Below are 14,902 nucleotides of genomic sequence, written 5' to 3'. Positions count from 1 at the left end.
CATGAACTACCAGGCGTTTCCCTCCCGCAGCCGGTCCAGCGACGACACCGGGCTGGGCGGCCTTGCCCTGCTCGCGATCGCGAGCGCGACCGAGATCTGCGAGGCGGTACCCGAGCTCCAGGCCCGCGGCTTCTTCGCCGCGATCGGCCGGCGCATGGCCGCACTCGAAAGCCTCGATGATCTCTCCGATGCGGCCCTGCTCTCGATGCGCATCAACGATTTCTGGCGCGCGCTGGACTGGGGGGAAGCCAAGCTCGAACTGACCGATGAGGGAATTATCGTCCAGCACACCAATCTTCCGCGCGGCATCGCTCCCGATCCGCGCGGCCACTGGGCCACGATGCTCGCAGGCGTTCTCGAAGGCGCCTACGACAGCTGGTTCCGCACGCTGGGCAGCGGCCCGGCGCTCACCACCACTGCCGAATGGAAAGGGGATACGCTCGAGCTTCGCCATGGTCGATGATTACAGACGTATCGACAGGCGCACCTTCGCGATCGGCCTGATGGCCGCGCTTGCCGCCTGCAACAAGAGCCAGAAGAGCGAGGCCGCCATGCCCGGTATGCACACCGCGCCCCGTCCCACGCTTCCCGCCCCCAGCCCTGTCGCCACCTCGTTCTGGAACGCGTGGCGCACCCACTTCCTCGCGCCCGAGGGCCGCGTCGTGGACACCGGCAATGGCGACATCAGTCACAGCGAAGGCCAGAGCTACGGCCTGCTGCTGGCCTACCAGGCGGGCGAGCGCGACACCTTCACGCGCATCGCCGAATGGACAGAGGCCAACCTCGCGCGCCGCGACATGGCGCTCTACGGCTGGCGCTGGGAGCCCGCGGCGCGCGCGATGACCGACACCAACAACGCGACCGACGGCGACATCGTGATCGCCTGGGCGCTGGCGCTGGCCGGGGAACGCTGGAACGAGCCGCGCTGGACCGAACGCGCCCGTGAGGTCCGCGCCGCCATCCGCAAGCACTGCGTCATCACGCGCTACAACCGCCAGCTGCTGATCCCGGGCCTGCAGGGCTTCGTCGAGGACGCCGGCGTCACGCTCAACCCCAGCTACTTCGTGTGGCCCGCGCTCGACCAGTTCGCGAAAACCGACGGGATGGCGACCTGGGGCCGTGTGATCCGCGACAGCGAGGACCTCCTGCGCCTCTCGCGCTTCGGACGCCACGACCTTCCCTGCGACTGGATCCGGGTGACCGGCACGCGCAGTGTTGCCCCGGCCCCCGACAAGCCGCCGCGCTTCGGCTACGATGCGATCCGCGTCGCGCTGTGGGGCGCGCAGGGCAACCGCACCGATCTCACCGCGCCGGTTGCCAGCTACTGGCGCTCGTGCCTGGCCCAGCACCGCCCGATTCCCGCCTGGATCGACGTGGTGAGCGGCCAGGAAGCGGACTACGCCCTCTCCAACGGCGGCGCGGCAATTGCCGGGCGCCTGCTGGGAACGGCCTATCCCACCCAGCTTTCGAACGACTACTTCGCCGCCTCGCAGCAGATGCTCGCGCAGGTGTGAGGACGCGCGCGCCGGGGCTGTGACCTTCGCGTCAGCCCCGGCCCGCCTGCGCCTCCAGCACCAGCTCGAAGTCCTTGAGCGCGGCGCACGAGGTCGCGAGCGGTTCGGGTCCACCGCCCATTGTCAGGATCTCGCCCATGCAATCGGTCTCGACACGCAGGGCCTTGGTCTTGCCGGGAATATGCGCAAAGGCATGGTCGAGCGGATAGGTCCGCACCGCAACCGAGGCGACCGGCGCATCGCCTGTGCAGTCCAGCCGCCCGACAAGGCGCGGCACCTGCCCCTGCGCCTTCCAGAGCGCGACCCGCTCCGGCGTCACATCGCCAATCCCGGACACCGCGACATCCTCCAACGCCAGCCCGGCGTCGAGCCCGAAATTGGCAAGGATGGTGAGCTTGCAGGCGGTATCCCAACCCTCGATGTCGCGGCTCGGATCGCGCTCGGCAAAGCCGCCCGCCTGCGCCTCGCCCAGGGCCTCGGCAAAGGTGCAGCCACGCGCCATCATCGCGTTGAGAAGGAAGTTGGTGGTCGCGTTGAACACGCCCTCGAGCGCCAGCACTTTCGCCCCGCGCAGCCCCGTCTCGATCAGGTCGATGGTGGGAAGCGCGGCGGCCGTCGCCCCGCTGATGCGCAGCGCCGCGCCGCTCGCGCGCGCCAGCTCGCGCAGCCGTGCGCCCGAATGAACAAGCGCCCCCTTGGAGACCACCACCGCGTCGCGCCCTGCCCCCAACTGCATCGTCAGGTAGCCCAGCGCAGGCCCTCCGGTCGCAAAGTCGGTCGGCCCGGCCTCGATCAGCACATCGGGCGCGATTTCCGCCAGGAACTCGGGCCCCGTCCGCCCGTCCTCCAGCGCGATCCCGGACGCCTCGGCAAAACCCTGCGCGCTCGCGGCCCCCGTACGCGAGCCACACACCGCCACGAGACGCACATCGCAGCCATGGACCTGCGCGTAGCGCACGCGCCGCTCCAACAGCGTCACGGCCACCTGCCGCCCGATATTACCGTAGCCCGCAATCGCGACCGTGACGGGCCGCAGGGCCTCACTTGGCAAAGAGCTGCTCCATGTCGGCAAAAGCCTTGATCTCGATGGCGTTGCCCGCCGGATCGGCGAAGAACATCGTCGCCTGCTCGCCCGGCTCGCCCTTGAAGCGGATGTAGGGCGCGATGATGAAGTCGATCCCCGCAGCCTCCAGCGTATCGGCCAGCGCCTGCCACTTGGCCATGGAGAGGACAATGCCGAAATGGCGCACCGGGACCCCGTGGCCATCGACCGCGTTGGCCTTCACCGCACCCGTTTCCTCAGGCGCCAGATGCGCGACGATCTGGTGGCCGAAGAAGTCGAAGTCGACCCACTCGTCGCTCGAACGCCCCTCGTTGCAGCCCAGCACGCCCAGGTAGAAGGCGCGCGCGGCCTCCAGGTCATCGACCGGAAAGGCGAGGTGGAAAGGATGGGTGACGGCCATGGCAAGCTCCCGCTGGATTGTTGGTTCGGGTCTGGCCTCCCCTGTGCCGCAGGCATCAGGCAGGGGCAAGGAGAAGGAAAGGATTTGCCGAGGGCCATCGCCCTCGGGCTCCCCAAACTGTCGAGCTCACCTTACGCGCGCACCGGCGGCTGAGGAGGGTGAGATCGCCCATTTTGGGGGCCAAGGGGCGATGGCCCCTTGAAAAATCCTACTCGCTCCAGCCCAGCCCCAGCGCCTTGTTCACAGCGATATAGTCGATAGTGAGCTGCGCCTTGGCCTGCGCGACGTTGGAGGCGGCGGTCAGCGCCTGGCGTTCGATATCGAGCTGGTCGATCAGCGAGCTGGTCCCCGCGGCAAAGCGCAGGCGGTTGAGGTGCGCGGCGCGCTCGGCGCTCTGCTGCGAGGCGACCAGCCGGGCCAGCTGGCGCCGGGTCGCACCGAAGCGGGCGAGGCTGTCCTCGGCGTCCTGCAGGCCTTCGAGCACGCTCTGGCGGTACTGCGCCTCGGCCTGGTCGGCCTGCGCACGGGCCTGGCGCACCTGCGCGCCCGTGCGCCCGAAGTCGAGGAGCGGCCAGCTGATCTGCGGCATGAGGAGGGCGGCAAGGTTGCCCGGATCGAGCACGTCGCCCGGCTCCGTCCCGCCGATCCCCAGAATCCCCATGAACGAGATGCCGGGCAGGCGCTGCGCTTCCTTGACCCCGATCTGCGCGGTGCTGGCGGCCAGCGCGCGCTCGGCCGCGCGAATGTCCGGGCGGCGCGCAAGAAGCCCCGCCGGATCGCCCACCGCGACTTCGGCCGGAGGCAGCGGCAGCGCGCCTTCGTCCTCCAGCTCGCCATCGAGCGCGCCGGGTGCCTGTCCGGTCAGGACGGCAAGCGCATTCTTGTAGAGGAGAACCTGTGTATCCAGTGGCACGGTCTGCGCTTCGTTGGCGGCGAGTTCGCCCTGCAGGCGCTCCACTTCCAGATCGGACGCCGTACCCGCGCCCTGCCGCTGGCGGGTGAGTTCGAGCGCACGGCGCTGCTTGGCGACCGCCTCGCGGGTAAGCGCCAGGCGCGCCTGCGCATCGCGCAGGTTGACGTAGGTCTGCGCGACCTGTGCGCTCAGCGACACCTGCGCATCGGCGAGTTCGGCGTAGCGCTGGCCGACCTGCGCGCGCGAGGCCTCGATCCCCCGGCGCCGCGCGCCCCACAGGTCCGGCTCCCACGAGACGTTGGCGCCCACGTTGTAGAAGTCGAGCGAGGAGCTGCCGCCTGAACTTTCGCCCTCCGCGCCGTCCTCACCCTCTCCACTTCCCCCGATGGCCGAGCCCGGCAGGCGCGCGTGGACGTACATCGCATTGGGCGACACGCTGGGCATGAGCCCGGCCTTGCCTTCCGCGAGGCTGCCTTGCGCCTCGGCGATGCGCGCTGCGGCCAGGTCCATCGTGGGGCTGTGTGCGAGCGCGTCGTCGATGAGGCGGGTGAGCAGCGGATCGCTGAGGCTCTCCCACCAGCGGGCGAGCTGCGGCGCGTCGGCGCGCACGCTGTCGTCCGCGCGCACGAAGGCCCCGCCGTTGGTGCCGGGCGCGATCACTTCGGGCGGGCCTGCGTAGTCCGGGCCCATGGTGCAGGCAGTGGCGAGCGAGAGAATGGCGAGCGCGCCGACGGACGCGAGAGGGGTACGGGGGACAAACATCAGTGCATGGCTCCTGCGGAGGCATCCTTGGGCAGTGGCTTGAGCAGGAAGACCAGCGGAAACACCAGCACGGTCACCACGCTCATCGCGAAGAAGATATCGTTGTAGGTCATCGTCAGCGCCTGGCCCTGGATGGTCTGGCCGATGGCGCGAAGCCCGGCCTCGGGGCTGCCGAGCATCCGGCCCATGCTGGAGACGTAGTCCTGCACGGCCGGGTCATTGGCGTGCAGGCTCTCCTCGATCCGGCGCGAATGCAGCCAGACGCGGTTCTGCTGAAGGATCGAGATACCCGCCAGCGCAAAACTGCCGCCGAGGTTCCGCATCGCGTTGAACAGGCCCGAAGCATCGCCCGCGTCCTCAGGGGGAACCGACTGGACGCAGGCCTGGCTCAGGAACAGCATGCCCAGGATCGTGCCGAGCCCGCGCATCAGCTGGGACTCGGTGAAGTCCCCGCCCGTCGACTGGATCGTGAGGCTCGTCTCCAGGTAGGCCGAAAGCCCCATGATGAGCATTCCGAAGCCGACCGCGAGGCGGATGTCGACCTTGCGGATGAGGAAGGGCACGAAGGGCATCATCAGGATCGAGGGGATGCCCGAAAGCAGCACCACCTTGCCCGATTGCAGCGCGTTGTAGTCAGCAATCGCGGCGAGGAACTGCGGGATCGCGTAGGACGTGCCGTAGAGCACGACGCCCAGCGCAATGCCCATCGTCGCGACCGCCCCGAACTGGCGGTCGAGCAGCAGGCTGAGCTTGATCACGGGCCGCCGCGCGGTCGCCTGCCCCCAGAACAGGAAGCCGAAGCCGACCACGGTGACCAGCGCCATGTACCGGATCAGCTCGGAGGCGAACCACTCCTCGCGCGCGCCTTCCTCCAGGAACACGGTGAGCCCGCCAAGGCCGAGCGCGAGCCCGGCGATGCCGAACCAGTCGGCCTCGCGGATGAGGTGGAGGCGCGACTTCTCGGCCGGCAGCCCCACGAAAAGCAGCGTGAGCAGGACCGCCGAAATCGGCACGTTGAGGAAGAAGGCGTAGTGCCAGGAGACACTCTCGGTCAGCCAGCCGCCCACAAGAGGGCCAAGCAGCGGGCCGAGGATCGCGACAATGCCGAAGGCCGCCGTGCCGATCGACTGCTGGTGGCGCGGCAGGCGCTGGGCGATGATCGTCTGCGCGGTCGGGATCAGCGCCCCGCCGGTAAAGCCTTGCCCCACGCGCCCGAAAACCATCATCGAAAGCGAGGTGGAAAGTCCGCAGATCACCGAGAAGATGGTGAAAAGCGTGACCGCGATCAGGAGAAACCTGCGCAGCCCCAGCATCCGCTCCAGCCAGGCCGAAAGCGGGATGATGACGATTTCCGCGACAAGATAGGCCGTGGCGACCCAGGCCCCTTCGGTGCCGGTCGCGCCCAGTTCACCCTGGATCGTGGGAAGCGCCGAATTGACGATCGAGATGTCGAGCGTCGCCATGAGCGCGCCCATCGTGCCGGCCGCCACCGCCAGCCAGGCGCCCAGGTCCGCGTTGCGGCGCGGCTGTGCGCTGCCACCTGCGTTTGCATCGAGAGCCGCGCTCGCCATGTCAGCGCGTCCCGCGGGCCTTCGGCTGCGCGCGGCGGGCGACCTGTTCGTCGCTCGCCTCTTCGATCTGGTCCAGTTCGCCCTCGGCGCTGCGGGTGTCGACCGTGACCGTCACCGAGAGGCCGGGGACGAGCAGCTTGCGCGCGCTGGCGGGCGCCTCGATGGCGATGCGCACGGGCACGCGCTGGACGATCTTGGTGAAGTTGCCGGTCGCGTTCTCGGGCGGGAGCAGCGAGAACTGCGCGCCGGTGCCGGGCGAGACGCTGGCAACGCGCCCATTGATCTCGGTGCCTTCCAGAGCGTCGACCGAGATGCGCGCGGGCTGGCCCGGACGCATGAGGGCGAGCTGCGTTTCCTTGAAGTTGGCCGTCACGTAGAGCTTGTCGAGCGGCACCACCGACATGAGCCGCGTGCCCGCCTGCACGAACTGGCCGGTGCGCACGGTGCGGTCACCGATGCGGCCCGCGATGGGCGCACGGATGAGCGTGGCTTTCAGATCCACGTCGGCGGCATCGAGCTGCGCCTGCGCGCCTTCGCCTTGCGCGCGGGCCTGTGCGACTTGGGTTTCAAGCGTCGCGATGCGGCGCTGCTGCGCGGTGAGCGCGGCTTCGAGCTGGCGCACCTGCTCGGCCGACTGGGTGGCGGCAAGTTTCAGCTGGTCGAGCGTCTCGCGCCGTTCCGCGCCCGAGGCGACGAGCGGGGCGTAGCGGGCGACCTCGCCAGCATCGTGGCGGGCCTTGGCGCGCGCGGCGGCGAGCTGCGCGCGGGCCTGCGCGACGGCGGCCTGCTGCTCGGCAATTCCCGCACGCGCGTTCTCGACCGAAGCCTCGGCCTGCGCGATCTGGGCGCGGGCCTGCGCCGCGCGGGCATCATAGTCGCTCGCATCGATGCGCACGAGCGGCGCGTTTTTCGCCACGTCCTGGTTGTCCTCGACGAGGACCTCGGAGACATAGCCGCTGACCTTGGGAGCGATCGCCACCATGTCGACGTCGATCTGCGCGTCGTTGGTTTCCTGGAAGTACTGCCCGTAGGTTTCGTAGCGCATGAACCAGAGCCCGCCGCCGATCGCGATCAGGATCGCGGCGATGAGGAGGTTGCGCTTGGTCTTGCCGCTCAGGCCCTTGCGGCCCGTGTCCTTGGCCTCATCCCCGGCCCCGGCATCGCTGTTGCCTGCCGCCTGTTCAGATGCGTTCGCGGCGCTTTCACTCACCATTGCCAGTCTCAACTCCGTGTTGCGGGGCGCAGGTACGCCGCGCGTTGCAGGCCCTTCACGAAACCGCCCTCGCGATGGAGGACGCGGCCCACGCAGGTCCCGCGATTATCTTTTGCCTTGCCGCGAAAAGAGGCGCAAAATCGCATCAGAAAGAACAAGAACCGGGAGAGGTTCCCATGGAACGGTACGATCCTGCGATCAGCCAGTGTCCCTTCATGCTGCTGTGCGGCGCAAGTGCCAGTGCCTTGCTGGTGTTTGTCGGCGCCCTCCACGTGCTGGGCTGAACGGTTGCGGCGTGGCCGGACGGCCCGCCCAAGGCGAACGGCAAGTCATCGCCAATCAGTGACTTGCCCGTATCGGCATACGATTGCGTCCCTGTGAAGGCGCAAAGCCCGAACGCGTGCCCCGCCGATATACTTAGCTAGGTTATCTTGCAAGGGGCGTGAACGGATCGGCCGCCCGGCCCCGCTTTGCCGCGCCTGCGAAGTCGGTCCCGGAGCTGTACGAGCCCCGGTTCGCCGCGTTGCGCTCCACTCCGATCCCTCCGAGTCGCGCCCTGTCCAGCGCAGCACGCTCGACACACGACGGTCATTTACCCCGGTTAAGTCCCTATGGTTGAACCCTGTTAACGACCACGGACCACCCGCGCACACGATGGCCACGCTCAATTCCCCCCTGCCCGATCTCACCGCGTCCGGTTCCCGGCCCCGGCTTGCCCTGCCCAACATCGGCTTTGCCCTGCTGCTGGCGCTGAGCGGGGGCGCGTTCCTTGTCTGGGGGGCGGGCTACATCGGTTCGGGCAGCCTGCTGATCTTCGTTCTGGCGACCTTGTTCGGGCTGTTCATGGCCTTCAACATCGGCGGCAACGACGTTGCCAACTCGTTCGGCACCAGCGTGGGCGCGGGCACCCTCACCATCGGGCAGGCGCTGGGGGTTGCCGCGATCTTCGAGGTCAGCGGCGCGGTGATCGCAGGCGGCGATGTCACCGACACGATCCGCAGCGGCATCGTCGATCTCGGCGCCCTTGCGGTCAGCCCGCTCCAGTTCATCCGGGTGATGATGGCCGCGCTCGTCGCCGCCGCGTTCTGGCTGCTGTTCGCCAGCCGCCGGGGCTGGCCGGTCTCGACCACCCATTCGATCATCGGGGGCATCGTCGGCGCCTCGGTGGTGCTGGGCGTGAGCCTGGGGGGCACATCCTCTGCCCTCGCCCTCGTGCAGTGGGACGAGATCGCGCGCATCGCGCTCTCCTGGGTGATCTCGCCGCTGCTGGGCGGGCTGGTTTCCTATGGCCTGTTCCGCCTCATCAAGCACCATGTCCTGTTCTACAACGAACGCGCCGAGGCGCGCGTGCGCGCCATCCGCGCCGAACAGAAGGCGCTGCGCCGCGACCACCGCAGCGCGTTTGAAAGCCTGACCGAACTCCAGCAGGTCAACTACAACACGATGCTGGTGCGCGACATGGACGTGCTGCGCAGCGAGGACTTCCACCCTGAGGAACTGGAGACCGACTACTACCGCAAGTGGTACGCCATCGAGCGCCAGCGCGACGAGGTGGAGACCCACCATGCGCTCCAGCTCTGGGTGCCGCTGGTCGCGGCGCTGGGCGCGGCGGTCATCTCCGCGATGCTGCTCTTCAAGGGCCTCAAGCACATGGAGCTGGGCCTTGCGACGCTGACCAACTACCTCATCATGGCGATGGTCGCCGCCATTGCCTGGGCGACGACCTTCCTCTTCGTGCGCACCTTGCGCCAGGCCCCGCTCGAGCGCGCCACCTTCCTCCTCTTCAGCTGGATGCAGGTCTTCACCGCCTGCGGCTTTGCCTTCAGCCACGGCGCCAACGACATCGCCAACGCGGTCGGGCCCTTTGCCGCGATCCTCGACGTGCTGCGCACCGGCGTCATCACCTCCTCGGCCGCGGTGCCGCCGATGGTGATGATCTCGTTCGGCATCGCGCTTGTCGTGGGGCTGTGGTTCATCGGCAAGGAGGTCATCGCGACCGTGGGCCATGGCCTCACCGCAATGCACCCGGCTTCGGGCTTCTGCGCCGAGCTGGGCGCGGCCTGCGTGGTCATGCTGGCCTCAAGCCTGGGCATCCCGGTTTCCAGCACGCACATCCTGATCGGCGCGGTGCTGGGCATCGGCATCGTCAACCGCCAGACCAACTGGGGCCTGATGAAGCCCATCGCGCTGGCCTGGGTGGTGACGCTGCCCGCCGCCGGGATCATCGCGGCGGCGGCCTTCCTCGTCTCGGGGTACCTCTTCTAGGTCAGCCTTCCGAGAGCGCCTTCAGCTCGGCAATACGGATCGCCTTGCCCTGCGTGGGCGTCATCACCGCGCGCACCTTGGTGAGTTGGCGTGCGGTGAAGGTGAGCGTCGTCACGCCATTGGCGAGCGGCGTTGCCGAACCCAGTTCACGCCAGGCGCCGTCCTGCCAGCCTCGAGTGTGACCTTGCCCGGCGCGCGGATGTCCGCGCCGTTGTCGAAGAAGGCCAGCTTTACCGAGGAAACCGGCTGGGGCGCGCCAAAGTCGACCGCGTACCACTGCGCAGCCGTTCCCGCCGCGGAGGTCCAGCCGTTGGGAAGCTCAGGGTAGAACCAGAGGCGACCGTCGATCCCGTCGTGCAGGTTCTCCGCCTCGGCCCCGCTCGACGCGCTCGCCTTGGGGAAGTCGCCACGCACCAGTTGCACCGCGTGGTTGGTTTCGCGCACGATGGGCGCAAGCGCCTTACGGGCGAGCGGCACCTCGATCCGGCCCAGATCCGCGCGGTGGGCCAGCACCTTGCCATCGGCCGCGACGGTCAGCCCCGCACCCTTGCCATAGTGCGATCCATCCGCGTCCCAGGTCACCGAGATCATATGGCCGTGGTAGGGCACGCGCTCGACATGGAACCAGGGCAAGGCCTCGGGATCGCCCGCCTGGGGCAGCAGCGGGTTCACCTCCAGCACGTCATCGGCGCGCGGGCGGATGCCGACAACCCCGGTCAGGATCAGGTCGTTGTAGCCCGAGTGGAAATAGTGGTGGCTGCGGTCGAGCCCGACGATGGGCTTGCCCGTCGCCGGATCGTAATCCTCCTCCAGATCCAGTTTGTCGCCCTGGAAATGGAGCTGCGTGTACTGGCGCAGGAGGCGCATGTAGGTGCTGCGCGTGACCGGCCCCGTCTCCTCGTAGTGGTCGAGGAGATTGGCCATGCCGGTCAGCACCTGCGTCGTCTGGTAGGGCCAGATCGGACCGTTCCACTGGCACTCACGCGCATCGCCCAGATAGCGGTACTGGCGCATGTAGTATTCGTAGGACTGTTCGACCGTGCGCATCCCGGCCTCACCTGCCAGCATCTGGGGATCGAGCAGGTGCGCCCAGGCCTGCGCGTACTTGGCCTCGTCGGGCACGGCATCGAACATCCAGGGCAGGAAGCCGACAAGCTCGCGCGCGCGGATGAAGTCCCAGTAGGAGACGTGTTCGTTGTGGGTGCGGTAGCGGTCGGTGAAGTGCGCCAGCTGCGGGTTCCACAGGTCCGCCACCATGCGATCCTGCAGCGCCTTCGCCTTGCCTTCGAACTCCTCGGCCAGCGCTGTGTCGCCGGTCATCTCCGCGATGCGCGCAATCGCGCGGGCGTTGGCGATCATGTAGCTGTTGACCGAGGGACGGAACGCATGTCCGCCGCCAAAGCCGTCCTTGCCGCCCGAGGCGTCGATGGAGGAGACGGTGTACTCGGTCGCATCGAGCAGCGGTTCGACCCAGTAGAGCCCCTTGGACCAGTCCATGTGGTCTTCCCAGAGGCCGTAGATATGGCGCATCACCTTGAGGTGGCGGGTCACCGCCGCGCGGTCACCATCGACGAGGTAGCGCCCCCAGGTCGAGTCCGCCATGTGATCGGTGAAGTGGCGGTCGTTGCCGCCCTCGTACATGAAGTCGATGTAGTCGCTGACAAAGCGCCGGTCGTTGAGCCAGCGCCCCTCGGCGATGTGAAAGCCGCTCGCATCGTTGAGGCTGGCGTAGGGCTCACGCTGCCAGCCCACATCGTCGGCGAACTCGGTGGTGATGAAGCCCTTCGCGCCCAGGTCGCGCTGGTGCGCGCGGTAGATCGACCAGCGGTAGTACCAGACCGCGTCGATCTTGGGGTCCGCGCTTTCGAAGAAGGGGATGCGATCCTCGTACCAGGGCGCATCGTTGCCAAAACGCGCGCGGGCGATGGCCCGGGTGTCGAGCGCGGGGACGGCGGAGGGCGCGACGGTGGCTGCCGCCATGATCGGAGCCATCACCGGAGCCGCAGGCGGCGCGGCGCCCGCCAGAAGCGTTGCCGTTCCGGCCAGCAGCGCGCTGGTCCCAAGTGCCCGTGCCGTTCGTGCGATCATGCTCTGTGCCCCGTCGTCTGGAAGGAATGGTCCCTTGAAAAGGAAGAGGCGACCGTCCCCCCGGGGCGTCGGGAGAGGAGAATGTGCCCCGGGAAAACGGTCGCCTCATGCCGATCCCGGCCCCTCTCCCCTTCGCAGAATGGCAAAAGCGAGGGGCAGGTCCGGGATCGCCAAAGTGCTTACTGGAAGGTGAAGCGCGCGCCGATGGCGAAGGTGCGCGGAACCAGGGTAGTGCCCAGGTTCATCGTCTCCGCGCCGCCGGCCGCGCCGTACTTGTAGAAGCTCTGCTGGTTTTCCTTGGTGAGGTTGCGCGCATCGAAGGTCAGCGCGATGTCGTCCGTCACGTTGGCGGTCAGCTGGAAGTCCATGTAGCCCGAGGACTTGTACCACACGCCAATCGGGTTGGCGAAGAGACGCGCCTCGTTGTTGTGCAGGAAGCCCTTGCGCCACACGTACGACAGACGTGCGCCGATGGGACCGCGCTGGTAGGCGAGCGTCGCGTTGTACGAGAGCTTCGAGACGTTGAAGAAGTCCGACTGCGTGTAGCCCACGACTTCGCCCAGCTGGTTGGTCTCGGGGATCGTCTGGTTGGAGTCGAGCACCGTCAGGCTGCCCTGGAAGCCCAGGCCGTCCAGAACGCTGGGCAGGTAGGTCGGGAAGTAGGTCAGGCCCACTTCGACGCCCTTGAGCACGCCGTCCGAAGCGTTGGCCGGGCGGGTGATCGTGAAGTAGTCGGTCGCGCCCGCCTCGATGTCGTTGTTCGGGATGTACTCGTAGCTCGAGATCGGCACGACAAGCCCTGAGATCTCGCGGCGGAAGCCGGTGACCGTGATCGCGCTGTTGGGCTCGAAGTACCACTCGATCGCAACGTCGATGTTCTTCGAATGCGTCGGGTTGAGCGTGGCCGTACCGGCCGAACCGCTGCCGTAGCCCACGTTGGTGAGGTCACCCGTCAGCTGGTAGGTCGGGTTGACGTCGGTGAAGTTGGGACGGCGCAGGGTCTCACCGTAGTTGAAGCGCAGGCGCAGATCGCGGGTGATCTCGTAGCGCGCGGTGAAGCTGGGCAGGAACTTGGCCGACCCGCGCGAAACCGAGCTGCGCGCGAAGTTGTCGAGGCGGTCGTAGAAGTCGTAATCGGTGTCGATGTTGACGTAGCGCACGCCCGCCTGGAGATCGAGCGGGTTGCCGAAGATCGAGATCTGCGCGTCGGCCATCACGTAGCCCGACATCGTGGTTTCCTCGATGCCGAAGGTCTGGCCGAGCGAAAGCTCGTCGCTGGTGGGACGGCCATAGAGCCCGCGCACCATGTCCGCGTTGTCGTAGAGCCAGTTGCCGTCGATGTTGACCCAGCTGCGCGGCAGGTCGCCCTCGCCCTTGAAGAAGCCTGAGTTGGTGAACAGGGCCTCTTCGGGCAGGTCGGTCAGGTTACCACCCAGCGCCACGGCATCGCCGGTGCGGATGTAGCTGGCCGCCTTGCGACGGTCGACGCGAAGGCCCGCAGCGACGCGGCGCAGGAAGCCCTCGTAGAAGCCGTAGTAGCCATCGAGCTTGCCGGTGAGCGCGCTGCCCTTGTCCTTGTTGGCGTTGTCGTACAGCTCGCCCACGGCCCAGGTCGAGGGCTGCGTCAGCAGGCTGTCGTCCGAGAAGTGGTAGGAAGGAATGCCGCCGCCCGCGTTGAAGTCGGCAGTGATCTCGTCGGCCACGCGGCTCGTGCGCATCGCGATGAACGAGCTTTCGAACGTGCTGGTCTGGTAGGCGAGGTCGCTGGTGATCTTGCCATCGCCGTCGCCGACTTCCCACGCTCCGTTGAGGTGGTAGACGTAGCTGTCGGTCTTCGACTTGTTGAGGTCAGCCGAATTGAAGCCGTAGACATCGCCCACGGTGCGCGACTTGACGATGTTGGTGCCATCGTAAAGCTCGACCGCGCCGGGGTTGCCCCACCAGTCGACGAAGCTGAACTGGAGGCTGTTGAAGGTCTCGGAGCGGTAGCCCGTATAGAACATCTCGGCGGTGTAGACCGAGCTGGAGTTGGGCGCCCACTGCAGCGCGGCGTTGAACGCGGGGCGCTCACGCTTGCCGTAGAGGTCCGAGGAGAACACCGCGTCGCGCGACAGGACATAGGGCACGTCCTGGCCGTTGATGTTGAGCGTGGCGCCCGGATCGGTGGAGAGACCGGCGTTGAGGCCCGGCTGCCAGATGTTGCCGTCGGGATTGCCCGCGGTCACGCTGCGGCAGTCGCTGGGCTGAATCCGCTCGTAGGGGACCCAAGCCGCACCACCCGCGCAGGCGCCCGGCGCCGAGCTGACGGTGGGCAGGTTGCTGTCGGTGAGGAAGGGCACGAGCGCGCCCGCGGTCGCGCTTTCGGTGCGGTACTTGGCGCGGATGTAGCTGGCGTTCACAAGGACACCGATGCGCCCGATGCCCGTGTCCCAGCTGTCCGCGACCAGCAGCGCGCCGCTCGGATTGAAGGTGTCGGCGATCTCGTCATAGGTGCCGCGCGCCTGGCCCGACACGGCAAAGCCGCTGAAGTCGAAGGGACGGCGGGTCTTGACGTCGATCTGGCCGGCAAGGCCGGTTTCCAGCTGGTCGGCCGAACGAGTCTTGAAGACGTTGACCTGCTTCACAAGGTTCGCCGGGATGTCCTGGAGCGAGAAGCTCTGGCCCGATGCGGTGAAGACGTTGATGCCGTTCAGCGTGGTGACGGGGTCGTTCAACCCGCGAATGGTGACGGTCTGCGCCTCACCGCTCGCGCGGTCGGTGATCTGGATGCCGGTGACGCGCTGGAGCGCCTCGACGACGTTGTTGTCGGGCAGCTTGCCGACGTCTTCCGACACGATCGAATCGACGATCTGGACGTTGTTCTTGCGCACGTTGAGCGCGCCCAGGATCGAGGCGCGCACGCCCGTGACGATGATTTCCTCGGCGCTGGGGTCGCTGGCTCCATCGGCCTGCGGGGCGGGGGCGGCCTCCTGCGCGTTCGCCACGCCGGCGATGCCCAGGGCCAGAACAGAAGCTGTGCAGAATGCGAATGGCCGGAATGCCATGATCAACCCTCCCAATTTTAAGCGCGCAGCGGTTCCTGCGCCGTGTTCGTGGGGGCCTGATTATTTGTC

Annotated in this window: 10 protein-coding genes; 3 read left to right on the top strand and 7 right to left on the bottom strand. The window is 67.6% G+C overall.

The genetic code is table 11. The features are described from left to right. The first annotated feature begins 1 nt into the window (after position 1). Together bcsD and MBENS4_RS13295 are read left to right on the top strand one after the other, a co-directional pair. Complete coding sequence (gene bcsD, locus MBENS4_RS13300; protein WP_039391301.1) at positions 2-463, top strand: cellulose biosynthesis protein BcsD; 462 nt, start codon at positions 2-4, stop codon at positions 461-463. Next, complete coding sequence (locus MBENS4_RS13295; protein WP_039391299.1) at positions 453-1,514, top strand: glycosyl hydrolase family 8; 1,062 nt, start codon at positions 453-455, stop codon at positions 1,512-1,514. Before bcsD ends, MBENS4_RS13295 begins: the two co-directional genes overlap by 11 nt. Before the next feature lie 31 nt (positions 1,515-1,545). Here the strand turns inward: MBENS4_RS13295 and MBENS4_RS13290 are convergent, their stop codons facing one another. From MBENS4_RS13290 to MBENS4_RS13270, 5 genes are all read right to left on the bottom strand, one after another. Then, entirely contained in the window at positions 1,546-2,565 is a 1,020-nt protein-coding gene (locus MBENS4_RS13290; protein WP_199904379.1) for a homoserine dehydrogenase, read from the bottom strand. Then, the gene (locus tag MBENS4_RS13285; RefSeq protein ID WP_039391297.1) at positions 2,555-2,977 is read right to left on the bottom strand and encodes a VOC family protein; all 423 of its coding nucleotides are present in this window, start codon (positions 2,975-2,977) and stop codon (positions 2,555-2,557) included. The genes MBENS4_RS13290 and MBENS4_RS13285 overlap by 11 nt, the downstream gene beginning before the upstream one ends. 208 nt (positions 2,978-3,185) lie before the next feature. After that, complete coding sequence (locus MBENS4_RS13280; protein ID WP_039391295.1) at positions 3,186-4,652, bottom strand: efflux transporter outer membrane subunit; 1,467 nt, start codon at positions 4,650-4,652, stop codon at positions 3,186-3,188. Next, on the bottom strand, positions 4,652-6,223 hold the full coding sequence (locus MBENS4_RS13275) for an MDR family MFS transporter (protein ID WP_039391293.1): 1,572 nt from the start codon (positions 6,221-6,223) through the stop codon (positions 4,652-4,654). The genes MBENS4_RS13280 and MBENS4_RS13275 overlap by 1 nt, the downstream gene beginning before the upstream one ends. A 1-nt stretch (position 6,224) precedes the next feature. Further along, positions 6,225-7,436: an HlyD family secretion protein gene (locus tag MBENS4_RS13270; protein WP_039391291.1), complete on the bottom strand. Its 1,212-nt coding sequence runs from the start codon at positions 7,434-7,436 to the stop codon at positions 6,225-6,227. A 654-nt stretch (positions 7,437-8,090) separates the two neighbouring features. On the opposite strand from MBENS4_RS13270, the gene MBENS4_RS13265 reads away from it, so the two are divergent. After that, positions 8,091-9,701 carry an inorganic phosphate transporter gene (locus tag MBENS4_RS13265; protein ID WP_039391290.1) on the top strand — a complete coding sequence of 537 codons (1,611 nt, stop codon included), beginning with the start codon at positions 8,091-8,093 and terminating at the stop codon, positions 9,699-9,701. A gap of 111 nt (positions 9,702-9,812) precedes the next feature. On the opposite strand, the gene MBENS4_RS13260 is transcribed toward MBENS4_RS13265, so the two are convergent. After that, positions 9,813-11,789 (bottom strand): MGH1-like glycoside hydrolase domain-containing protein, encoded by a 1,977-nt coding sequence (locus tag MBENS4_RS13260; RefSeq protein WP_242404893.1) that lies wholly within the window; start codon positions 11,787-11,789, stop codon positions 9,813-9,815. 179 nt (positions 11,790-11,968) lie between these two features. Next, complete coding sequence (locus MBENS4_RS13255; RefSeq protein ID WP_039391288.1) at positions 11,969-14,833, bottom strand: TonB-dependent receptor; 2,865 nt, start codon at positions 14,831-14,833, stop codon at positions 11,969-11,971. Positions 14,834-14,902 lie beyond the last annotated feature (69 nt).

It is taken from the genome of Novosphingobium sp. MBES04 (assembly GCF_000813185.1).
Lineage (GTDB): Bacteria > Pseudomonadota > Alphaproteobacteria > Sphingomonadales > Sphingomonadaceae > Novosphingobium > Novosphingobium decolorationis.
Note: the sequence above shows the minus strand (reverse complement) of the source record. Positions and strands in the feature narration are given on the sequence as shown.

What these genes read in the sequence shown, in the direction of transcription:
- MBENS4_RS13275 (WP_039391293.1), bottom strand. Translation starts at nt 6,223, where the DNA reads ATGGCGAGCGCGGCTCTCGATGCAAACGCAGGTGGCAGCGCACAGCCG.
- MBENS4_RS13255 (WP_039391288.1), bottom strand. Translation starts at nt 14,833, where the DNA reads ATGGCATTCCGGCCATTCGCATTCTGCACAGCTTCTGTTCTGGCCCTG.
- MBENS4_RS13280 (WP_039391295.1), bottom strand. Translation starts at nt 4,652, where the DNA reads ATGTTTGTCCCCCGTACCCCTCTCGCGTCCGTCGGCGCGCTCGCCATT.
- MBENS4_RS13295 (WP_039391299.1), top strand. Translation starts at nt 453, where the DNA reads ATGGTCGATGATTACAGACGTATCGACAGGCGCACCTTCGCGATCGGC.
- bcsD (WP_039391301.1), top strand. Translation starts at nt 2, where the DNA reads ATGAACTACCAGGCGTTTCCCTCCCGCAGCCGGTCCAGCGACGACACC.
- MBENS4_RS13285 (WP_039391297.1), bottom strand. Translation starts at nt 2,977, where the DNA reads ATGGCCGTCACCCATCCTTTCCACCTCGCCTTTCCGGTCGATGACCTG.
- MBENS4_RS13270 (WP_039391291.1), bottom strand. Translation starts at nt 7,436, where the DNA reads ATGGTGAGTGAAAGCGCCGCGAACGCATCTGAACAGGCGGCAGGCAAC.
- MBENS4_RS13260 (WP_242404893.1), bottom strand. Translation starts at nt 11,789, where the DNA reads ATGATCGCACGAACGGCACGGGCACTTGGGACCAGCGCGCTGCTGGCC.
- MBENS4_RS13265 (WP_039391290.1), top strand. Translation starts at nt 8,091, where the DNA reads ATGGCCACGCTCAATTCCCCCCTGCCCGATCTCACCGCGTCCGGTTCC.